Source organism: Clostridium carboxidivorans P7 (assembly GCF_001038625.1).
Lineage (GTDB): Bacteria > Bacillota > Clostridia > Clostridiales > Clostridiaceae > Clostridium_AM > Clostridium_AM carboxidivorans.
In genome coordinates this window covers 3,000,424-3,020,977 of sequence record NZ_CP011803.1, presented here as the reverse complement: position 1 = coordinate 3,020,977, position 20,554 = coordinate 3,000,424, and the positions used below count along the sequence as shown (strand labels likewise).

The following is a 20,554-nucleotide window of genomic DNA, read 5'->3' as shown; positions in this document are numbered from 1 at the left end:
GGAAAATAAAAATGAGTATATATGTTAATGATATAAGAGAATTGGTTGGAAATACACCTATGCTAAAAATAAATAATTTTAATATAAAAAGTGGAGTTAATATATTTGCAAAATTAGAATATCTTAATCCAGCTGGTAGTGTAAAGGACAGAATTGGGGTATACATGATAGAAAAAGCTGAGGAAGAGGGAATTCTTAAAAGAGGATATACTATAATAGAAGCAACTGCAGGCAATACTGGATTAGGAGTTGCTTTGGGAGCTATAAATAAAGGATATAAAGTTATATTTGTAGTACCTGAGAAATTTTCAATAGAAAAACAAGTACTTATGAGGGCTTTAGGAGCAGAAATTATAAATACTCCTAGAGAACTTGGAATGCAGGGAGCTATTGAAAAATCCCAAGAACTCTTAAATCAAATTCCAAATTCAATTTCTCTTAAGCAATTTGAAAATGGAGCTAATCCAGAGGCTCATTATATAACTACAGGACCAGAAATATATTTGTCTTTAGGTGACCAGATAGATTATTTTGTAGCAGGAGCAGGCAGTGGTGGAACATTTACAGGTATTGCAAAATATTTAAAGGAAAAAAATCCAAATATAAAGTCTGTATTAGCCGATCCAATTGGATCTACAATTGGTGGTGGTGAAGAAGGATGCTATAATATAGAAGGTATAGGAAATAATTTTATACCAGGAACTATGGATATAGAATTAGTTGATCATACAATAAAGGTTAATGATGAAGAATCCTTTAAAATGGTAAAAGAACTAGCAAGAAAAGAAGGAGTTATAGTAGGTTCTTCTTCTGGAGCTGCTATGGCAGCGGCCTTAAAATTAGCAGAAGCTATAGATAGTGGTAATATAGTTACTGTATTTCCAGACAGAGGAGACAGATATTTTAGCAAAAATATATACGACTAATTAAATATCATTCATAAATATAGGGCTGCTAATAAATATGTTTATTAACAGTTCTTGTTTTTTAGTTGAATTTAAAATTGATTTTTAAGTATCGTATTTATATAATAATATTGGTATATGAGAATAATATTGCTATACCAAATATGTAATTGATAGAAAGGTGATCGTGTGAAGATTTCAACTAAAGGTAGATATGGATTAAAAGCACTTATGGATATAGCTATGTATTCTAATTCTGAAGCAGTTACATTAAAAAGTATTTCAGAAAGACAAAATATTTCAGAAGGATACTTGGAACAGATTTTTTCAGCATTAAGGAAAAGTGGTTTAGTTATAGGAAAGAAAGGGGCTCAAGGAGGATATACATTATCAAAGCATATAAGTACAATAACTATTGGAGAAATATTAAGAACCTTAGAAGGTAATTTGTCATTAGTAGATATTAGAGATAGAGATGATGCAGATGAGCTAGAGAGATGTATAAATGAAAATTTATGGGATGCAATAAATAAAAACATTAATGATTATTTTGATAGTATTACATTAGAAGATTTAGTTAACAAATACAAGAGTGAAGTGGACTATTATATGTATTTTATTTAAAGAAAAATCTTGTGAAATAATCTATTTCTGTATAAGATAAATATTGAAAAAATATATTGATATAATAAAGCACCACTGATATAATAAAAGAATACTTAAGTTTATTTAGAAAATTTAATATATTATATTCTTATCCAGAGAGGTGGAGGGACTGGCCCTATGAAACCCGACAACCGGCATTTTAATATGTATCGGTGTCAATTCCTACAAAGTAATTTGAATTACTTTGAAAGATAAGAAAAGTGGTTTTTATGTGAAATTAAAATTTTGTAAGCAAAGGCTGTTTTTCTTATTTAAAGAAAAACAGCCTTTTAATTTTTTATGATTTAATATTTAAATAAGTAGTAATGGGGGCTATATAAAATGCAAAAATTAAGCAACAGATTAGATTATTTTACTGAATCAGTAATAAGAGAAATGACAAGAGTGGCTAATAAATATGGAGCAGTGAATCTTTCACAAGGCTTTCCAGATTTTGACCCACCAAGAGAACTTATAGACAGTTTAAAGGAAGCGGCAGAAAAGGGACCACATCAATATGAAGTAACATGGGGGTCAAAAGAATTTAGAGAAAAACTAGCAAAGAAACAAGAAAAATTTATGGGAATATCAATAAATCCAGATGAAAATATAGTAGTTACTTGCGGCAGCACTGAAGCTATGATGGTAGCTATGATGTCTGTATGTAATCCGGGGGATAAAGTTATTGTATTCTCACCGTTTTATGAAAATTATACAGCAGATACAATTTTAGCAGGAGCAGAACCCATATATGTACCTTTGGTACCTCCTGAATTCAATTTTGATAGAGAGAAATTAAGAAAAGCTTTTGAAAGTAGACCTAAAGCGTTAATATTATGTAATCCTTCAAACCCAGTAGGTAAGGTATTTACTAGAGAAGAATTATTATATATAAGCGAACTTGCAAAAGAATATGATACTTTTGTTATTACAGATGAGGTTTATGAGCATATAGTATTTAAGCCTAATAAACATACTTATCTATCATCTCTTCCAGGAATGTTTGAAAGAACAGTATCCTGTAGTTCTTTATCTAAAACTTACTCTATAACTGGATGGAGACTTGGATACATTATTGCAAGCAAGGATGTTATAAATAATTGTAAAAAAGTACATGATTTCTTAACTGTAGGAGCAGCTGCACCTTTGCAAAAAGCAGCTTGTGCAGGATTAAGTCTTGAAGAAAGCTATTATGACGAGCTTAATAAAATTTATGAAAAAAAGAAAAAACTGTTTTTAAATGGATTAGATGAAATTGGATTAAAATACTTTGAACCTCAAGGAGCTTATTATGTTTTAGTTGATATTTCAGAGTTTGGCTGGAAGGATGACTATGAGTTCTGTAAGTGGATGGCAAAAGAAATTGGTGTTGCTGCTGTTCCTGGATCCAGCTTTTTTAAAGAAAATGTAAATAATTATATAAGATTTCATTTTGCAAAAAAAGATGAAACATTGATTGAAGCTATTGAAAGATTAAAAAAATTAAAGAAGTAGTCATTTGATTTTTGGTTTGCACTTATTAAAGTTGTTGCTATCATATGTATGATTATTTTTGGATTGCTAATTATTGTTTTTGGTTTTTCAAATGGAGGACATTCTGTTGGTCTATCCAATCTTTGGACTAATGGTGGATTTTTTGCTAATGGAATCAGAGGATTTTTCTTATCATTTATATTTGCCACACTTGCCTTTGGTGGTGTAGAAATGATTGGTATAACGGCTGGTGAAGCAGAAGATCCTAAAAAGTCTATACCTGAAGCGATTAACAATGTATTTTGGCGCATACTGATTTTTTATGTTGGATCTATTGGTGTCATGCTGTCGCTTTATTCCTGGAACAAAATAGGTACAGATGGAAGTCCATTTGTTTTGGTTTTTTCAAAAGTTGGAATTCCAGCTGCAGCAGCAGTTATTAACTTTGTAGTTTTAACAGCAGCTCTCTCAGGTATGAACAGTGCATTATATGTTGATGGAAGAATGCTTTATAGCTTGTCTTTAAATAACAATGCTCCAAAAGTATTTAGCAAGGTTAATAAGTCTGGAGTACCTTATGTAGGAATTTTATTCAGTACGGCAGTAGCAATGATTGCAGTAGTTTTAAATTATTTTTTTCTGCTAAAGTTTTTGAATATATTTCATCAGTGACAGTAATAGCAACTATAACTGCTTGGATAACTATTCTTTTAGCTCACTCAAAGTTTAGAAAAGAAAAGGTTAATAAAGGAGAGAAAACTGATTTTAAGATGCCTTTCTACCCCTATTTTTTATATGCAACTGTTATCTACTTAGTTTTGATTGTTATTTCTTTAGCATTTTTAGAAAGTACACGAATAGCTCTTTATGTTGCACCAGTATGGATATTATTATTAATAATTATGTATAAATTACTTCTTAAACAAAAAGTGAATTTATCTGAAGTGAAGGCAAATAATTAAATTAGGTATAATAGTAATTATAGGTAAGAACATTTTTAGTTGACTAGAAATACTAAAGACTAAGTTGTTTTAATAATAAAATTTAATATTGTTATATTCTTATCCAGAGAGGTGGAGGGACTGGCCCTGTGAAGCCCAACAACCGGCATTTTAATATGTATCGGTGTTAATTCCTGCAGAATATAGTTCATATTCTGGAAGATAAGAAAAATAGTTGTTTATGGAATGAAAATTTTTTAAAAGCTATCTTTCTTATTGAAGAAGGATAGCTTTTTTTTATAAATTAATTAAAGTTTATATGCTTAATGTAAATATTAAAAGGGGGAGACTAAAGTGTCAAATAACAATAAAAATAATAATGGTATTTCAGAAAAAAATCTAAATAAGCTTTTAGAAATCTTAAAGGTTGTTAAGTATGGTTCTGTAACTTTAGTTATTCAAGATGGGGTGGTAGTTCAAATAGAAAGAAATGAAAAAATGAGAATAGTATGATTTTAAATAAATTTATCAAGAATGTTATTAGCATATTCGAAATATATATTATATATTAAGGAATGTTTAAATATTGAATTTTTTATGAAATTGCAGTTTGAGTTTGGAGGTGAATTTATGAACTATAAAGTAGCTTTTGTAAGTAATGATGGAAAGAATGTAAACGAAAACTTTGAAACATCAAGAAAACTTTTCATTTTTGAAATTAAAGAAAATATAGCAGAATACTTAGAAACTAGGGAAAGTGATTTGTGTTTTGAAGAGCGTGGTCATAATGAAAAACATATGAAAACGTTATTAAATTTGATATCGGATTGTAAGGCTATTTTTGTTAAAAATATAGGATATATGGCTTTAGTATTTTTAAAGTTTAATGGAATAAAAGCTTTTGAAACAGATTATAGTATAAGTGATGTAATTGAAGGAATATTGAGTTCCTCTTTTGAAATATAATTGTATAAAAGCTACAGTTTAAAAAGTGATATTAAATTTATTTCCTAAATAAGTATTGACATATCGTGTATTACATACTATAATTTATACAATTGTATTATAATATGTAAATTAATTGTTAATCAGTTAACTTAAAATAATAAATTTATTCTTATCCAGAGAGGTGGAGGGACTGGCCCTATGAAACCCGACAACCGGCATTTTAATATGCATCGGTGTCAATTCCTACAGAGTAGTTTATACTACAATGAGAGATAAGAAAAATAGCAGGTTTATGAACTAAAATTTTGTTGAAATAAGCTATTTTTCTTAAATGAAAAATAGCTTTTTTTTACCCCTTTAGTTGACCAGAAAACTGGAAACTAATCTATCTTAATTAAGATATAATTAGATTCCAGTTTTTTTGGTTATTTAACATTACTAAATAATTTAATATTGAAATTCTTATTAAGAGAGACTGAGGGACTGGCCCTTTGATGTCCGGCAACCTGAAATTATGTTTCAAGGTGCTAATTCCAGCAGATATTATATCTGAGAGATAAGAAACTAGAATTTGATAAATCTTCTTGTAGCTTATCTATGAGAAGATTTTTATTATGTGCAAGTATATCCAATTAATGAACTTGATTTGCTTATTTAAGCTTAATAAAATTAAAAATTTCAAAGGAGAATGAAAATGAGTATAAGTAGTGTAGTTGATGATTTTTTAAGTAAAGGAATAGAATGTTCTATTAACCGATTTGAAAAAAATTCTAAGCTTTTTAGGAAAGAAAAAAGTAATTTGTTAACAAAGGTTTGTATTGCAAAAGCACAGATTTTTACAGTAAGAGGAGAAAACATAATGGTTGTTACAGATGAAAATACTATAATCAGTAATATAAAATTTAGAGAATATTTTAAAGTAAAGCCAAGAGAACTAAGTAATAATGAAATAATAAAAATTACAGGTCATCCTAGTGGAGGGTTAAGTCCCTTCGGATTAAAAAATCCATTGAAAATCTATATAGATATTTCTTTAAAGGGAAAAAATAATATTTATCTTTGTGCAGGAATGAAAAATTTTGTAGTAACAGTTAATTATAATGAAATAATTGAATTAACTTGTGGTCAGTGGGTTGATATTTGTGAATACAATGATTATGTTAGGGGAGTGATAATATGAGAGTGTTAATTATTGGGGGAGATAATTTAGAGAGTATATTATGCAAATTGCATGAAAAGGGATTTAATAATATAGAGCATATTAGTGGAAGAGATGGTTGGAATAAAAAAACTAATATGCTGGTAAAATCACAAAAGGTGGATTTGGTAATTGTGTTAGTGGATTTTATAAATCATTGTGTGGTAAAAAATACAAAGGAGAGATTGAAGAAATCTAATATTAGAGCAATATTTTCCAAACGTTCATGGGTGCATTTGGAAAGCCATTTAAATAATTTTTGTGCAGTTAGAAATGCTTAATATGATGAAAGAATTAGGTGACATGAATAATCCGCTAAAAATCTTTGTAAATAAAATAAAAGAATATTATTAACACTACCTTCATTAAAATGTATTTTAGTGGAGGTAGTGTTATTTTATGATATAATTGATTTGATTACAGAAATAGGGAAGGGAGTTTAGTTTTTGTAATGAAGAAAAAGTTAGACGTAAATAAAACAATCACTACAGTAATTATTTTAAACGCAATTCAAATAACTACAATTGTTATGGTGATATTGTACAATTATTTTTATAAAAATGTATTGAATTTACAAGATAAATTTTATAGTGGAGAACTTTTGGTATATTTAATTATATCCATAGGTATTATAAACAGTTTTTTTGCAATTAGGGATATTCGCTCATTAAATGGCAACAATGATGAATATAGTACGCTTAAAAATACTTTAGGGGAACTAGAAGAACTTAATAAAACTCTTAGAGCTCAAAGACATGATTTTATGAATCACCTGCAGGTAGTGTATAGTCTTATGGAAATGGAAGAATATCATGATGCAAGAGAGTATATAGAAAAAGTATTTAAAGACATTCAAAAGGTAAACAAGGTATTAAAAACTGCTAATCCAGCAGTTAATGCGCTGCTTCAAGCTAAAATACTTTATGGAGAAAAAAGAGGAATAAGAACAGAAATATTAATTACGTCCTCGCTTCAAGAGTTAAAGGTACCATCCTGGGAATTCTGCAGGGTACTTGGTAATATTGTAGATAATGCAATTTATGCACTTCAAGAAATAGATGGAGAAAGAATTATACAAATAGAATTATTTGAAGATTTAAAGTTATATGGATTTAAAATAAAGAACAATGGACCGGAAATTCCAGAAGAACTTGTGAAAAAAATTTTTAAAGCAGGAGTTACTACAAAAGGTGAAAAAGGAGAAGGTATGGGACTAGCTATTGTAAAGCATATACTAGAGGAATATGGAGGGGGAATTAAAGTATTCACAGAAAATGAATTTACTGTTTTTCAAGGATGGATTCCAAGATAAATAAAGTTTTCAATATGATATATGATGAGTCATAAGGTAAAACTTGAAATATGACATTTTAAACTGAATTATGTATTTTTGGACTACTATGCATTCATTTTAATTCATGTAAGAAGTATTATACTAGTATAGACAGATACACAGAAGTTACAATTAAAGGAGGAGGGAGAAATGGAGCTAGTAAGTTTTTTATCTACTATAAGTTGGATTGCCATATTGTGTTTTTCATTTGGATTTTTGCTGGTAGTTATAGAAATGTTTCATCCTGGATTTGGAATACCAGGAATTTTCGGAGCTATATTTTTAATAATGGGCATAGTAATAACAGCGAAAAGTATTATGGAAGCATTGATTTTAGTTAGTATCATCATTGCAGTGTTAGGAGTAGCTCTTACTTTAGTTCTGCGATCTGCAACTAAAGGTAGACTTTCAAAAATACTGATTTTGCGTGAAACTCAAAAAAGAGAAACTGGATATACAGGCTCCGAGGATTTACAATATTTTGTGGGGCAGCAGGGAATTACTCTTACAATTTTGAGGCCAGCTGGTATTGCAGATTTTAATGGCATAAAAATGGATGTGGTTTCAGAAGGAGAGTTTATTCCAAAAGATGAAAAAGTAAAGATTATAAAAGTAGAAGGAAGAATAATTGTAGTTAGAAAAATATTTTAGAAAATGAGGAGGAATAAATATTATGAATGGTCCTATTACTGTAGTTGTATTCTTAGGAATACTTATAATTTTTTTAGCATTGTTTTTAAGTTTTGTACCAGTAGGTCTTTGGATTTCAGCATTAGCTGCAAATGTAAAGGTAAGTATTTTCAATTTAGTGGGAATGAGACTTAGAAGGGTTCAACCAAAAAGAATAGTTTTTCCGTTAATAAAAGCAACAAAGGCAGGCTTGGAAGTTAGTGTAAATCAACTGGAAGCTCACTATTTAGCTGGTGGAAATGTAGATCAAGTAGTGGATGCACTTATTGCAGCTCATAGAGCAGATTTTAAATTACCATTTGAAAGAGCAGCAGCAATAGATCTTGCAGGTAGAGATGTACTTGAAGCTGTAAAAATGAGTGTTAATCCAAAGGTAATTGAAACACCTAATGTTTCAGGTGTTGCAAAAGATGGAATTGAGCTTTTAGCAAAAGCAAGAGTAACAGTAAGGGCAAACTTAGAAAGATTAATAGGTGGAGCTGGTGAAGCTACAGTAATTGCTAGAGTTGGAGAAGGTATTGTAACTACAGTTGGTACATCTACTTCACATAAAGAAGTTTTGGAAAATCCAGATGCTATATCTAAAACAGTTTTAGCAAAAGGATTGGATGCAGGTACTGCCTTTGAAATACTATCTATAGATATTGCTGATGTAGATGTTGGAAGAAATATAGGAGCACAACTTCAAACCCTTCAAGCAGAAGCAGATAAAAATATTGCCCAGGCAAAAGCAGAAGAAAGAAGAGCTATGGCAGTAGCAAGAGAGCAGGAAATGAGAGCTGCGGTAGTGGAAGCAGAAGCAGAAGTACCAAGAGCTATGGCTCAAGCTTTAAGAGAAGGAAAATTAGGAGTAATGGATTATTATGATATGCAAAATGTAATATCAGATACAAGAATGAGAGAATCTATATCTAAAGTTGGCGATAAAAAAGATAAAAAGACCTCATATGGCAATCCTAATGATGTTAAGGAGTAAAATATTATGACTGATTTTGATAATTTGGTGGAGATTATTTGTGATTCAGGAAAAGTCTTGAAAGATATTATAAAAGCCTCCAGTGAAAAAGCAAGAAAAGTGACTAATGAAACTAAAGGTAATATTTTTGATAATAATGTTAGTAAGGATAATTATGATTGGTTAAAAGGAAATAATTTACAAAAAAATACACAAAAGAATTCAAATTTTTCATATGATATAGAAGATAGTGAAAAGGCAGAACTTCAAAGAAATATAGAATATGAAAAAGCTAAAGCTCAAGAATTAAAAAAGAAATTAGAACAAGAAAGAACAACAATGAATTTAGAACTAAAAGAAGAAAATATTATGCAAGCCATAGTATATTCAGAGATATTGGGTAAACCTAGAGCAAAAAGAAGAAGAAGAAGGTGGTGATTTATTGGAGCTTAAAGTTTTCATTGGAGACGATGAAGAAGGCATGAGAATGGTGTTAAAAAAGGCCATTGAAAAAATAGAAGGATTTAAATTAGTAGGAGAGGCAGCTGATGGAGAAGCTGTTCTCTCCTTTGTAGAGGAAAAACATCCTGAAATTATATTTTTAGATGTGGAAATGCCAAAATTGAATGGAGTGGAATGTGCAAAAAGAATAATGGATATAAATCCAAGAACTATAATTATTTTTGTTACAGCACATGACGCATATATGTCTGATGCATTTCAACTTTATGCCTTTGATTATATTGTAAAGCCTTTTAAGTTAGATAGAATTTATCAAACTTTAAATCGAATAAAAACTTTAAATGATGTTCAAAGCGAAGAAAATATGTATAAAATAATCCGCCACGAAAAGGGATTAGATAAAATACTAATAAGGAATAAAGATGGTATAAGTTTCATAGATATGAAGGATATAGTGATTATACAAAGAGAGGATAGAAATACGGTTATATACACAATTGATAATTCCTATATTACTTCTGAAGGTATGAGTGAATTAGAAGAAAGGCTAGATAAAGCAGTGTTTTTTAGAAGCCACAAGTCTTATATTATCAATTTGTCCATGATTAATAAAATATATCCTTATGGAAGATGGACTTATATAGTGAAACTAAAAAATACAGATAAGGATGCTCTTATTACTCATGAAAGATACGAGATGCTAAAAAAAATGTTTAGCTTTTAAATTATAAAAATTTAAAAGCTAAACATTTTTTTAGAGGACAATTGACAGAGGACAATTGTCCTCTGTCCTCTGAAAAAGTTGAATTACTCAGACTTAGTATTGTTATGTTTATTCATTCCTTTTCCATAGTAGAAAGCAACTAATATTATAAGCCAAATTGGTCCTACAATAACTGCTATTAAAGTATCTGGACTTAAGCACATAACTACAAGTACAAATATTAGAAATGCCATACTAATGTAGTTTGCATAAGGATATCCCTTCATAGGGAACTTTAATTTTTTTGCTTCTTCAGGAGCAAGAGATTTTCTAAATTTCATTTGAGCTAGTAATATTATAAACCAAGCAAAAATTCCTGCGAAGGTTGCAATACTTGTAACATAAGCAAATACTTTAGCTGGAATGATATAATTAAGAAAAACACCTATAAGCATGAAAAATGCAGAAATTAGAATTGCATTACTAGGAACTTGCGATTTACTAAGTTTTCCAAAGGATTTTGGTGCTGAACCTTGTAATGAAAGATTGTAAAGCATACGACCTGTAGTGAAAATACCACTATTGCAAGAAGATAAAGCTGCAGTTAATACAACGAAGTTTATAATACCTGCTGCTGCTACAATTCCTAATTTGCTAAATGTTAAAACAAATGGACTTCCTAAGGTTCCTATTTGATCCCAAGGATATAGTGACATAATTACAAATAATGCTCCTACGTAGAATATCAATATTCTGTAGAAAACCTTATTAATAGCTGATGGTATAGTTTTTTGAGGATTCTTTGCTTCACCGGCTGTAACTCCTATAAGTTCAATTCCTATAAAGGCAAATGTAACCATTTGTAAGGCCATAACTGTACCTTTTATTCCTTGAGGGAAAAATCCTCCATGACTCCATAAGTTTGATATACCAGTAGGTTTTCCTGCATTACCTAATCCAGTAACAATCATAATTATTCCTATAACAATCATAATAACAATAGTAACAACTTTTATAAGTGCGAACCAGAATTCGAATTCTCCAAAGGCTTTAACTGCTGTTAAATTTACTATAGACATTATAACAACAGCACCAAGGGCTGATACCCATTGAGGGATAGTTGGGAACCAGAAATTAACATAAACACCTACTGCGGTAACTTCAGCCATACAAGTAACAATCCACATAAACCAATAGGTCCATCCAGTCAAATATCCAGCAAGAGGGCCAATAAATTCATTGGCGTAAGCGCTAAAGGAACCTGCAACAGGATGTTCAACTGCTATCTCTCCAAGTGCACGCATAATAAAGAATAAAATAGCTCCACCACCAGCATAAGCTAATAGAAGTGAAGGACCGGCTGTTTTAATAGCTGATGCGGATCCAAGGAATAAGCCAACACCAATTGCACCACCAAGAGCCATAAGTTGAATATGTCTCTCTTCTAGACCACGGTGAAGTTCTTCATTTAGGCCAGTATTATCCTTATTCATTTTAATCCCCCTCATAAAATTAATTAATAATTTTTAAAACAGATTATTAATCACTTTATAATCATGTGCAAAATGTTATTAACACCTCCTTAAGATTTATATATGCTTGAAAATTCAGAATTTAATAGATAATTTCATAAGTGCACTATTAAATAATATTCATGAAAAGATTAAAAAATTCATAAATATTACAATAAAATGTAAAAATGATGTTCAAAAATAGCTATATAATTTAATTAAACATTAAGTGTGAAATTTTTAAATGCTATTCTATAAAAAAATAAGGTTACTGTTAGTGTATAAAAAATTATAATAGAATGACGTTGATGCATAATATTTTAATATTTGATTTTGGTAATTATAAGAGTTAAAATTATATATGTGAAAATTGTGTCAAAATTTGAAGCAATTAAGCTGTTTTACTGTTATAGGAATCAACATTTAAAAAAATTTAAAGCGGCACAGAATGTTTACTGATGCTCATATTGAAAGTAAATATTTGCTAAACCGTTATTTTTTTGCATCAAATTGTGGACAATCAATCTAAACAGAACTTGTTGATTATTGCGTAGTTTATTTGTTGCTATAATTATAAAATTTAATAAATAAGGGGAAGAGATATTTTGATAACTGCAACTGGATTGAAAAAAGTTTATGAAAATAAAAATGTTGTATTAGAAGATATTAATTTTAAAATTGAAAAAGGAGATGTTTATGGTCTTGTTGGTAGGAGTGGAGCTGGAAAGTCAACACTTTTGAGATGCATTAACGGTTTAACGGATTATCAGGATGGAAGCATGAAGGTTAATGGTTATGAAGTTAAAGATTTAAATACAAAGCAGATAAAAGAATTTAGAAAAAATGTTGGTATGATTTTTCAGCATTTTTCTTTATTAGAGAGAAAGAGTATTTATGATAATATTGCTTTGCCTATGAGATGCTGGAAATATTCAAAAAAGGAAATTGACAGTAAGGTTAATGAATTGCTTGAACTGGTGGAGCTAAAAGATAAAGCTGGAGCAAGGCCAAGAAACTTGAGTGGTGGTCAGAAGCAAAGAGTTGCAATTGCAAGAGCTTTGACCATGAATCCAAACATTTTGTTATGTGATGAAGCAACTTCGGCGCTTGATCCTAGTACAACAAACTCTATATTAGACTTATTAAGTGATATAAATAAAAAAATTGGAATTACCATAGTATTAGTTACTCATGAAATGTCTGTTATTCAAAGAATTTGTAATAAAATATCTATTTTAGAAAACGGCAAAATAGCTTCTCAAGGAACAGTTAAGGATATATTTTTAAATCAGCCACCGGCTTTAAAACGTTTAATAGGAGTTGAAAATAGTATATTGCCGGAAAAAGGCAGAAATATACGATTTATGTATAGTGTGGCAAAATTAGAAGGTTCAGAATTAATTGTTAGAATCGTAAATGAATTGAATATTAAATTTTCTATTATGGAAAGTTCTACTCAATCATATAGAAATGATAAATTATCTACTTTTGTTATAAATATAGATGATAGTGATTTTAATTTAGTTACTAATTATTTAGATAAAAATAAAGTAGAATGGATTGAAATTAAAAATGATGGAAATGAGGTGAGAAATTGAGCGATTATACATTAACTGAAATTATTAATATGTTGATTTTACCAGCACTCGGGGAAACTGTAAGAATGGTTTTTATATCAGGTATGCTGGGAATCTTTTTAGGTTTTTTCGTGGGAATAATTCTGGTAATCTGTGATGACAATGGGCTTCAGCCTAATAAATTTATTCATAGAGTATTGGATACTGTAGTGAATGTAATTCGTTCTTTTCCATTTGTTATATTGATGATTTCTATTATTCCTTTAACAAGAATTATTACTGGAAGCTCTATAGGGCAGGAAGCAGCTATTGTTCCATTGACAACGGCAATTACACCATTTATTGCCCGTATTTTTCAAAGTAGTTTTAAAGAAGTAGATCCAGCACTTATTGAAGCTGCAAAATCCTTTGGTGCTTCAAACAAGCAGATTATTTTCAACGTAATGTTAGTTGAAGCATTACCTTCGATAATTTCAGGTATGAGCTTAGCTATAATAAACTTGTTAGGTGCAACAGCAATGGCAGGAGCAATTGGAGCTGGAGGTTTAGGTGCAGTAGCTTTAACTCACGGCTATCAAAATTTTAACCAGAAAATTATGTATTCAATAGTTGTAGTATTAATTGTATTAGTATGTTTAATTCAATATGGTGGTGATACGCTTTATAAAAAATTGAAATAGCATATTATATTTTTAATTAATCTATTTATCTATACAAATTTTATTTTTGAGGGGGAAAACTTATGAAAAAATTTATGAAGTTAATGTTATGTATGTTGGTGATTACAACATCAATGACAGCATGCGGAAAAAGTAATGCTACAAGTAGTTCATCAGATGAAAAGAAGTCAATCAAAATTGGAATGAGAGCAGATTCTCTAGATTATGGAAATGAAGCAGCTAAAGCACTTAAACAGAAGGGTTATGATGTTAAAGTTGTTACTTTTAATGATAGTATTGGACCAGATACTGCTTTAGGTGAAGGAAGCATTGATGCAAACATATATCAGCATGAACCATACTTACAAAATTACAATAAATCTAATAAGACAAATTTTGTTATGGTTAAGCCTAAACTTTGGGCTCCTGTTTTTGGCATGTACTCTAGTAAGTATAAAGACTATAAGGAACTTCCAGATGGAGCTACTATTGGTCTTTGCAATGATGCTACAAATCAGTCAAGAGGTTTGAATTTATTAAACGAAATTGGATTGATAAAACTTCCTGCTGATAAAAAATCACCATCAATTTATGATGTTAAAGATAATGCTGCTGTTAATCCAAAGAAATTTAAATTCATAGAAGCAGACATGCAAACACTTCCACAATCTTTGAAGGATGTAGATTGTATTTTGCTAGCAGCTACTCATATGGTAAATGCAGGTTTAGATGCATCTAAATATATTGCAAGTCCAAAAGATAATGAAACATATGCAGTTGGAGTTGTTGTGAAAAACGGTAATGAAAATAAAAAATGGGTTAAAGATTTAAATGATGCATATAGAACAGAAGGAATTAAAGAATTATTAAAAAAGAAAGCAAAAGGAACATTGATACCTCTATTCTAGTTTGTTGTTAAAGTAAAAAGTTATCATATTATAAGAATAAGAAGGTGCTGTCTCACAATAGAATTTTCATGTGAGGCAGCACCTTTTTATTTTTTATATAGATAATAATTATACTTTAGTTTACAGGATTAATCTAAAATTTTAGGATTAATAGGATATTTACCATACGTCCTTGCGGCCTGCATAAATAGTTCCACGTTTTCTTTTGAGGTTTTCATAGGAATTTTACAGCCTGTACTTAAGATAAATCCTTTTGGACTATCATATGATTTTTTAATACATTCTTTTACTTCATTAAAAATTTCTTCTTTTCCTCCAAAACATACTGTATCAATCGGTTTAACATTACCCATTATTATTGACCTATTACCAACTGAGTTTTTTACCTCTTCCATATCAACTACGTTATCAACACTAATTACTTGAGCACCTGTATCTGCTATATCCTCCCATATTCCTTTTGTATTACCACAGATGTGAATAGACGGACCACTTCCCCAGCGTTCAATTATTTTATCAACACATTTTTTTAAATATGGTTTTACAAAAGTTCTAAATTGTTTTGGACTTATGACAGTAAGTGAAGCAACAGGTTCTGCAAGGCTTGGCTTTACACCTATGTCACTGACAGCATCAATGTAGTTAAATATGCTTTCAGTGGAAATTTCCAAAAGTTTATGTACCCACTCAGGATTTTTTATAATATCCCTTAAAAAAACATCAGTTCCTCTTAAAGAAGCTGCAGTGGTGAAAGGGCCGCCAAGACCACTTGAAACTCCAACTTCAGAACCTATTTTTTCATTAATTATTTTACAAGCTTCTAAAAATAATGGTAATCTGCCATCCTTATGTGGATTTACAGGAATAAGTTTTTTTATATCATCATAATTTTTTAAAAATGGTATGTCTATATATGGCATATCATTGTCAGGGTAAGCTAAGGTTGTACCCATAGCTTCTGCAATGCCAAATAAATTTGGACCAATACCAGCACCATCAAAACCAAATGTTTTGTAAGAATTTATTTCTGTATCCACCATTAACTTATAATCAAAACAAAGTTTGCTTATTTTTACACCTATAAATTTTGCGCCTACTTCCCCCATTAATGGACAGCATTGAATTCGATCAAATGGTTTTCCAGAATTTATAGCTGCTGCCCTTTCTTTAGGAGTCATTTCATCATATTGCATTTATATACACCTCTTTTTATTAAAATTAAAACCTTCTTATATTTGTAAATTATACAATTTGTATGATTAACTTACCATTAATATTAATATAAGTAAGTTTTCTTGAACATGTATATTATAAATTAAATTCGAGATTAGTATATTATGTATTTCAAATCTAAATGTTTTATGCTTTAACTATAAACTTAAATTATAGATGAGAATTGTCCTCTCAAAAAAGTAAAGGGCAAGTTTATTGAAAGAATTTCAATAAACTTGCCCAATTTAAGGTCATAATATAGTAACACATCTTTTATATTATTCATTTAACTTTTAGTAGAATGCTTAAAGCAAATAAGTTACTTACTAAGAACTCTCCTTGCAGTTAAGTAATCACTCCTGTTTAAAGGGGAAATTTTAATAACATCTCCTGTATGTGGTGCATGAATATATGCTCCAAAACCTATATACATACCTACATGATGAGGATCACTGGCAGTTCCAAAGAAAATTAAATCTCCAGGTTTTAAAGAGCTTCTAGGTACTTCTGTACCATCATTTATTTGGTCATAAGTAGTTCTACCAATGGATACTCCAAAATGTGAACACACATATTGTGTGAAACCAGAGCAATCAAAGCCTGGTTTTGGAGAGGTTCCACCCCATACATATGGAGTTCCTAAAAAACTCGCAGCATAAGCCATAACTGAATCTATGTCAGAAGGAGAAGTTGAGGAAGCTTTACCCTTTATACTGTTAAGATATTTGAAAGCATCCGACAGGGCTGCTTCATCATTAACAGAATATGAATTTTGTGCAGCTTGAGCTTCAATTAAAAGTTTTTGCTCAGATTCTTTGGCACTATTTAATTGAGCTAGCTTTTTTTCATTATCAGTTTTTAATGCATGTAATGTATTATTTTTTGAAACTAAAGCATCCTTTTTAGTACTTACTAAGTCTTTATTCTGCTTGTACTTATTAATAGTATTTTCATTTAGATTTATTAATCTTACAAGTGTATCAGTGTTTGAAAGTAAATCTCCAATATCTTTAGATTGAAGAAGTACATTTAAATAACTATCAAATCCATTTATGTACATTGATTTTACTCTTTTGTTAAAAATATCCTTCTGATTATTAAGATTTGATTCAGCATCTTGAAGTTCTTTTTCAGTAGTCTTAATACTTGCTTCAGTAGCAACTATTTGTTTATTATTATCGTCCGTTTGTTTCATTACGGTTTCTATTTCATTATCAAGTTTTTCAATGTTAATCAGTAAATTTTCTACAGTAGAGTTTCCATTATTAGCATTGTTTTCAACTGGTTCAGCATATGCCGTAGTAGTGAATACTATAGACATTGTTAATGCTAAAATAGATTTTTTAAATAAGGAATTCAAGTTAATCACTCCTAAATTATTGTGAATTATTCTAATTATAAGTTTACATGACTATACACAATATTATAGCATTTTGTCCAAATAGAGAATATTAATATATTGTAAATAAAGTGATTAGGTGAATAAAATAATAAATTAGTAGTAAATATATCTCTGTTTAGTTTCTAATAGCATTAATAATACATAATTCTATTAGATTTCTTCTTTATGTATAAAAAATGACAACACATGATGTATGAATTAGTGCCATGAATTTAAGCATTATGTAGCATGAGTTTTCAGAATATATGTGATATTATTTTATTGTAAGAGTAGTTTATAATTATTGAATTTTTTTCTAAGATTTATGGCTTATAATATAAATTAAAATTAGTAAAATTTAATTTGAAAATTATCAAATCATACCATCAAGACAAAAGGGAGGACATAGTAAATGCTAATTATCGGAGAATTAATAAATACAAGTAGAAAGCTGATAAGAGAAGCTGTTGAAAAAAAAGATGGAGAGTACATAAAACAAGTTGCAAAGGCACAAGAAGAAGCAGGAGCAACATACATTGATGTAAACTGTGGTACATGTATAGAAACTGAAGTTGAGACTATGGAATGGTTAGTAGACAATATACTTCAAGTTACTAGTTTACCACTATGTATAGATAGTCCTAATCCATTAGCTTTACAAGCAGGATTAAAAAAGGCTGCTAATGGTAAATTAATGATCAATTCTATAACTTTTGAAACTCCAAGATGGAATGCAGTATTACCTTTAGTAAAGGAGTTTAATACAAAAATTATAGCCTTATGTATTGATGATGGTGGAATGCCAAAGACAAATGAAGATAGAATTAGAATTGCAGATTCCATAATTACAAAATTAACTGGAGAAGGAATTAATATTGATGATATATATATAGATCCACTTATAAAACCAGTAAGTGCAGGGCAAAAAAATGGAATAGAAGTATTACAAGCAATACAGAATATTATGGAAGGTCATCCAGGGGTACACACTACTTGTGGATTAAGTAACATATCTTACAGCTTGCCTGCAAGAAAAGTATTAAATACATTATTTATGGTACAAACTATGGCTCGAGGAATGGATTCTTATATAATGGATCCTACAAATAAAGAAATGAGAAGAGCCCTAATTGCATCACAAACATTGTTAGGACAGGATAGATTCTCAAGAAAGTTTATAAAAGCTTTCCGTGAAGGATTATATGATTAGAGATTATTTTAGTAATAAAGTAGCAAAGGTGGAGAAATGATGTGAACACTGTTATTGTAGCATGTAGAACTATTACAGATGAATTAAATATGGCTATAAAGGAAACAAGCTGCAAATACCCTGTATTGTGGATAGAATCAGGTCTGCACACAGATACGGATTCTTTAAGAAAACGTATCCAAGAAGAACTTGACCACATATCGAATGTTGAACAGGTACTTTTAGCCTTTGGGTACTGTGGTAATGCTTTAATTGGGCTTAAATCGTCAAATTATAGAATGATTTTTCCAAAGGTAGATGATTGTGTTTCTTTGCTACTAGGTTCCTGTGAAAGAAGAAAAGAAATTTCAGAGGAAGAGGGTACTTATTTTCTTACCAAGGGTTGGTTAGATTTTGAAAGTAATATATGGTCTGAATATAAAGAAACTGTAAGACGACATGGAAAAGACAGAGCTGATAGGGTGTATAATATAATTTTGAAGAATTATAAAAGGTTAGGGGTTATTAATACTAACGCTTTTCAACTTAAAGCATTTTTAAAGAAAACTGACGAAGTTGCCAAGGATTTGAAATTAAAACAGGAAATAATTCCTGGAACTTTAAGATATATTAAGAAACTTTTAACTGGTCCTTGGGATGATGAATTTGTAGTGATAAATCCAAATGAAACTATTACATTAGAACATGTTTATGGTAATGCTGAAATAGGGCAGCATTGCAAGGATATTTGTGATAATTTTAACCTTGATTCCAGATAAAGGAAGGAGGAGTGTGAGGTTAGATGAATTTAATTATTTTTAGTGGATTTCTTGGATCGGGAAAAACAAGTTTAATACTTTCTTTAGCTCATTTCATTGTTGAAAGTCAAACTTCAAAGAAGCCTAATTTAGTAATTATTGAAAATGAAGTTGGAGATATAGGCATTGATGATAAAGTACTTAAATCTGGTGGGTTTAGTGTAAGAGAACTATTTTCAGGATGCATTTGCTGCCAACTTACATCAGATCTAATAATTACTTTAAATGATATAAAAGAAAAAATTGACCCTAAATGGGTAATCATTGAAACTACTGGACTGGCTTATCCAGGAAAAATATTAGGAAACTTAAATAAGTATGGAAAAGGAATAGATAGTATAAAAACTGTAACTGTAGTTGATGCAGAACGTTTTTATGAATTAAGGACTGTAGCTCCAATACTTATAGAAAATCAGATATCTGAAGGGGATTCAGTACTTATAAATAAAGTTGATTTAACTTTGGATTTAGAACTAGAGATTATAGAGAAGGATGTAAAACACCTTAATGAAAAGGCTAACATATATAGAGTATCTGCAAGTAAGAATGTAGATGACTGTATGTGGAAAAGGGTGGTGGATATCAGTGGATGATATTCGTAAACTGCACAAGCCTTCAGGCAAAGCTCACAAACATCAGCATCATGAACATTCAAAAGAAGAATTATATGGTGAGCTTAAGGAAGTTCCAGCTGTTTTTTCAAATATAATTTCACTTGAACTCAATAAAGAAGTATCAGTAAATGGGTTGGAAAAGTCTTTGGAAGCTTGGATAGAAAGCCTTAAAAATTGGGTGTTAGAAAATAAATATTTCATAGGTCATATTAAAGCTTTTGTTGAAGGTGAAGAAAATTTTAACGTCTGGATTGCAACTACTGGTAAAAATACAAATATAAAAACTTCAAAAAATCATGAAGATGAAAAAGTTAAAAGTATAACTGTAAACATAACAGCAATTGTATTTGGAACTGATGATAAAACTTTAAAATTCATAACATTGAAAAAATTAGAGGAATTATTACATGTTAAGATACATTGTTAAAATTG

Annotated in this window: 22 protein-coding genes, 1 pseudogene and 4 riboswitches; of the genes and pseudogenes, 20 read left to right on the top strand and 3 right to left on the bottom strand. The window is 29.8% G+C overall.

Features of this window, described 5'->3' with window-relative positions; all coding sequences use genetic code 11:
• The first annotated feature begins 11 nt into the window (after window positions 1-11).
• The 13 genes and pseudogenes from Ccar_RS13230 (at window position 12) to Ccar_RS13170 (ending at window position 10,274) form a co-directional block, all read left to right on the top strand.
• On the top strand, window positions 12-926 hold the full coding sequence (locus tag Ccar_RS13230) for a PLP-dependent cysteine synthase family protein (RefSeq protein ID WP_007061011.1): 915 nt from the start codon (window positions 12-14) through the stop codon (window positions 924-926).
• Between the two features lie 168 nt (window positions 927-1,094).
• Window positions 1,095-1,529, top strand: a complete 435-nt coding sequence (locus Ccar_RS13225) for an RrF2 family transcriptional regulator (RefSeq protein WP_007061012.1) — start codon at window positions 1,095-1,097, stop codon at window positions 1,527-1,529.
• Window positions 1,530-1,656: 127 nt separating this feature from the next.
• Window positions 1,657-1,769: riboswitch (SAM riboswitch) on the top strand.
• A gap of 123 nt (window positions 1,770-1,892) precedes the next feature.
• A complete protein-coding gene (locus Ccar_RS13220; RefSeq protein ID WP_007061013.1) occupies window positions 1,893-3,044 on the top strand; it encodes a pyridoxal phosphate-dependent aminotransferase in 1,152 nt (383 codons plus the stop codon).
• Window positions 3,045-3,092: 48 nt separating this feature from the next.
• Window positions 3,093-3,985: pseudogene (locus tag Ccar_RS13215) on the top strand (amino acid permease).
• Window positions 3,986-4,081: 96 nt separating this feature from the next.
• Window positions 4,082-4,193, top strand: a riboswitch (SAM riboswitch).
• A 125-nt stretch (window positions 4,194-4,318) separates the two neighbouring features.
• The gene (locus Ccar_RS26365) at window positions 4,319-4,477 is read left to right on the top strand and encodes a YezD family protein (protein WP_007061016.1); all 159 of its coding nucleotides are present in this window, start codon (window positions 4,319-4,321) and stop codon (window positions 4,475-4,477) included.
• Window positions 4,478-4,594: 117 nt separating this feature from the next.
• Complete coding sequence (locus Ccar_RS13205) at window positions 4,595-4,930, top strand: NifB/NifX family molybdenum-iron cluster-binding protein (protein ID WP_007064943.1); 336 nt, start codon at window positions 4,595-4,597, stop codon at window positions 4,928-4,930.
• A gap of 148 nt (window positions 4,931-5,078) precedes the next feature.
• A riboswitch (SAM riboswitch) is annotated at window positions 5,079-5,191 on the top strand.
• 180 nt (window positions 5,192-5,371) lie between these two features.
• Window positions 5,372-5,475: riboswitch (SAM riboswitch) on the top strand.
• A gap of 131 nt (window positions 5,476-5,606) precedes the next feature.
• Window positions 5,607-6,092 carry a YbaK/EbsC family protein gene (locus tag Ccar_RS13200; protein ID WP_007061018.1) on the top strand — a complete coding sequence of 162 codons (486 nt, stop codon included), beginning with the start codon at window positions 5,607-5,609 and terminating at the stop codon, window positions 6,090-6,092.
• Window positions 6,089-6,391 carry a DUF2325 domain-containing protein gene (locus Ccar_RS13195; RefSeq protein ID WP_007061019.1) on the top strand — a complete coding sequence of 101 codons (303 nt, stop codon included), beginning with the start codon at window positions 6,089-6,091 and terminating at the stop codon, window positions 6,389-6,391. The genes Ccar_RS13200 and Ccar_RS13195 overlap by 4 nt, the downstream gene beginning before the upstream one ends.
• A 170-nt stretch (window positions 6,392-6,561) precedes the next feature.
• Window positions 6,562-7,422 (top strand): sensor histidine kinase, encoded by an 861-nt coding sequence (locus tag Ccar_RS13190; RefSeq protein ID WP_007061020.1) that lies wholly within the window; start codon window positions 6,562-6,564, stop codon window positions 7,420-7,422.
• A gap of 171 nt (window positions 7,423-7,593) precedes the next feature.
• Window positions 7,594-8,094: an NfeD family protein gene (locus tag Ccar_RS13185; protein ID WP_007061021.1), complete on the top strand. Its 501-nt coding sequence runs from the start codon at window positions 7,594-7,596 to the stop codon at window positions 8,092-8,094.
• Window positions 8,095-8,116: 22 nt separating this feature from the next.
• Window positions 8,117-9,109: a flotillin-like protein FloA gene (gene floA, locus Ccar_RS13180; protein ID WP_007061022.1), complete on the top strand. Its 993-nt coding sequence runs from the start codon at window positions 8,117-8,119 to the stop codon at window positions 9,107-9,109.
• Between the two features lie 6 nt (window positions 9,110-9,115).
• Window positions 9,116-9,526, top strand: coding sequence for a hypothetical protein (locus tag Ccar_RS13175; RefSeq protein ID WP_007061023.1), 411 nt, complete (start codon window positions 9,116-9,118; stop codon window positions 9,524-9,526).
• A gap of 4 nt (window positions 9,527-9,530) precedes the next feature.
• Window positions 9,531-10,274 (top strand): LytR/AlgR family response regulator transcription factor, encoded by a 744-nt coding sequence (locus tag Ccar_RS13170; RefSeq protein ID WP_048030085.1) that lies wholly within the window; start codon window positions 9,531-9,533, stop codon window positions 10,272-10,274.
• Window positions 10,275-10,357: 83 nt separating this feature from the next.
• On the opposite strand, the gene Ccar_RS13165 is transcribed toward Ccar_RS13170, so the two are convergent.
• Complete coding sequence (locus Ccar_RS13165) at window positions 10,358-11,746, bottom strand: amino acid permease (protein ID WP_007063180.1); 1,389 nt, start codon at window positions 11,744-11,746, stop codon at window positions 10,358-10,360.
• Between the two features lie 623 nt (window positions 11,747-12,369).
• Between Ccar_RS13165 and Ccar_RS13160 the strand changes: the two genes are divergently transcribed.
• The 3 genes from Ccar_RS13160 to Ccar_RS13150 all read left to right on the top strand — a co-directional run bounded on the left by Ccar_RS13160 (window position 12,370) and on the right by Ccar_RS13150 (window position 14,908).
• Window positions 12,370-13,362, top strand: a complete 993-nt coding sequence (locus Ccar_RS13160; protein ID WP_007063181.1) for a methionine ABC transporter ATP-binding protein — start codon at window positions 12,370-12,372, stop codon at window positions 13,360-13,362.
• Window positions 13,359-14,021, top strand: a complete 663-nt coding sequence (locus tag Ccar_RS13155) for a methionine ABC transporter permease (protein ID WP_007063182.1) — start codon at window positions 13,359-13,361, stop codon at window positions 14,019-14,021. The genes Ccar_RS13160 and Ccar_RS13155 overlap by 4 nt, the downstream gene beginning before the upstream one ends.
• A gap of 62 nt (window positions 14,022-14,083) precedes the next feature.
• Window positions 14,084-14,908 carry a MetQ/NlpA family ABC transporter substrate-binding protein gene (locus Ccar_RS13150; RefSeq protein ID WP_007063183.1) on the top strand — a complete coding sequence of 275 codons (825 nt, stop codon included), beginning with the start codon at window positions 14,084-14,086 and terminating at the stop codon, window positions 14,906-14,908.
• A 128-nt stretch (window positions 14,909-15,036) separates the two neighbouring features.
• Here the strand turns inward: Ccar_RS13150 and Ccar_RS13145 are convergent, their stop codons facing one another.
• Both Ccar_RS13145 and Ccar_RS13140 read right to left on the bottom strand, forming a co-directional pair.
• Window positions 15,037-16,101 carry a uroporphyrinogen decarboxylase family protein gene (locus tag Ccar_RS13145; RefSeq protein ID WP_007063184.1) on the bottom strand — a complete coding sequence of 355 codons (1,065 nt, stop codon included), beginning with the start codon at window positions 16,099-16,101 and terminating at the stop codon, window positions 15,037-15,039.
• Window positions 16,102-16,439: 338 nt separating this feature from the next.
• Window positions 16,440-17,480, bottom strand: coding sequence for a C40 family peptidase (locus Ccar_RS13140; protein ID WP_007063185.1), 1,041 nt, complete (start codon window positions 17,478-17,480; stop codon window positions 16,440-16,442).
• A gap of 433 nt (window positions 17,481-17,913) precedes the next feature.
• Here Ccar_RS13140 and Ccar_RS13135 point away from each other — a divergent pair, with 433 nt between their 5' ends.
• From Ccar_RS13135 to Ccar_RS13120, 4 genes are read left to right on the top strand one after another with little or no spacing between them, the layout of a single operon-like run.
• Window positions 17,914-18,711 carry a methyltetrahydrofolate cobalamin methyltransferase gene (locus Ccar_RS13135; protein WP_007063186.1) on the top strand — a complete coding sequence of 266 codons (798 nt, stop codon included), beginning with the start codon at window positions 17,914-17,916 and terminating at the stop codon, window positions 18,709-18,711.
• A 41-nt stretch (window positions 18,712-18,752) separates the two neighbouring features.
• The gene (locus Ccar_RS13130; protein WP_007063187.1) at window positions 18,753-19,469 is read left to right on the top strand and encodes a DUF1638 domain-containing protein; all 717 of its coding nucleotides are present in this window, start codon (window positions 18,753-18,755) and stop codon (window positions 19,467-19,469) included.
• A gap of 23 nt (window positions 19,470-19,492) precedes the next feature.
• Window positions 19,493-20,101 (top strand): CobW family GTP-binding protein, encoded by a 609-nt coding sequence (locus Ccar_RS13125; protein ID WP_007063188.1) that lies wholly within the window; start codon window positions 19,493-19,495, stop codon window positions 20,099-20,101.
• On the top strand, window positions 20,094-20,549 hold the full coding sequence (locus Ccar_RS13120) for a hypothetical protein (protein WP_007063189.1): 456 nt from the start codon (window positions 20,094-20,096) through the stop codon (window positions 20,547-20,549). Before Ccar_RS13125 ends, Ccar_RS13120 begins: the two co-directional genes overlap by 8 nt.
• Window positions 20,550-20,554 lie beyond the last annotated feature (5 nt).

Excerpts from the sequence above, each read along its gene's own strand:
- Ccar_RS13230 (WP_007061011.1), top strand. The coding sequence starts at position 12 with ATGAGTATATATGTTAATGATATAAGAGAATTGGTTGGAAATACACCT.
- Ccar_RS13220 (WP_007061013.1), top strand. The coding sequence starts at position 1,893 with ATGCAAAAATTAAGCAACAGATTAGATTATTTTACTGAATCAGTAATA.
- Ccar_RS13205 (WP_007064943.1), top strand. The coding sequence starts at position 4,595 with ATGAACTATAAAGTAGCTTTTGTAAGTAATGATGGAAAGAATGTAAAC.
- Ccar_RS13200 (WP_007061018.1), top strand. The coding sequence starts at position 5,607 with ATGAGTATAAGTAGTGTAGTTGATGATTTTTTAAGTAAAGGAATAGAA.
- Ccar_RS13195 (WP_007061019.1), top strand. The coding sequence starts at position 6,089 with ATGAGAGTGTTAATTATTGGGGGAGATAATTTAGAGAGTATATTATGC.
- Ccar_RS13190 (WP_007061020.1), top strand. The coding sequence starts at position 6,562 with ATGAAGAAAAAGTTAGACGTAAATAAAACAATCACTACAGTAATTATT.
- Ccar_RS13185 (WP_007061021.1), top strand. The coding sequence starts at position 7,594 with ATGGAGCTAGTAAGTTTTTTATCTACTATAAGTTGGATTGCCATATTG.
- floA (WP_007061022.1), top strand. The coding sequence starts at position 8,117 with ATGAATGGTCCTATTACTGTAGTTGTATTCTTAGGAATACTTATAATT.
- Ccar_RS13175 (WP_007061023.1), top strand. The coding sequence starts at position 9,116 with ATGACTGATTTTGATAATTTGGTGGAGATTATTTGTGATTCAGGAAAA.
- Ccar_RS13165 (WP_007063180.1), bottom strand. The coding sequence starts at position 11,746 with ATGAATAAGGATAATACTGGCCTAAATGAAGAACTTCACCGTGGTCTA.
- Ccar_RS13150 (WP_007063183.1), top strand. The coding sequence starts at position 14,084 with ATGAAAAAATTTATGAAGTTAATGTTATGTATGTTGGTGATTACAACA.
- Ccar_RS13145 (WP_007063184.1), bottom strand. The coding sequence starts at position 16,101 with ATGCAATATGATGAAATGACTCCTAAAGAAAGGGCAGCAGCTATAAAT.
- Ccar_RS13135 (WP_007063186.1), top strand. The coding sequence starts at position 17,914 with ATGCTAATTATCGGAGAATTAATAAATACAAGTAGAAAGCTGATAAGA.
- Ccar_RS13125 (WP_007063188.1), top strand. The coding sequence starts at position 19,493 with ATGAATTTAATTATTTTTAGTGGATTTCTTGGATCGGGAAAAACAAGT.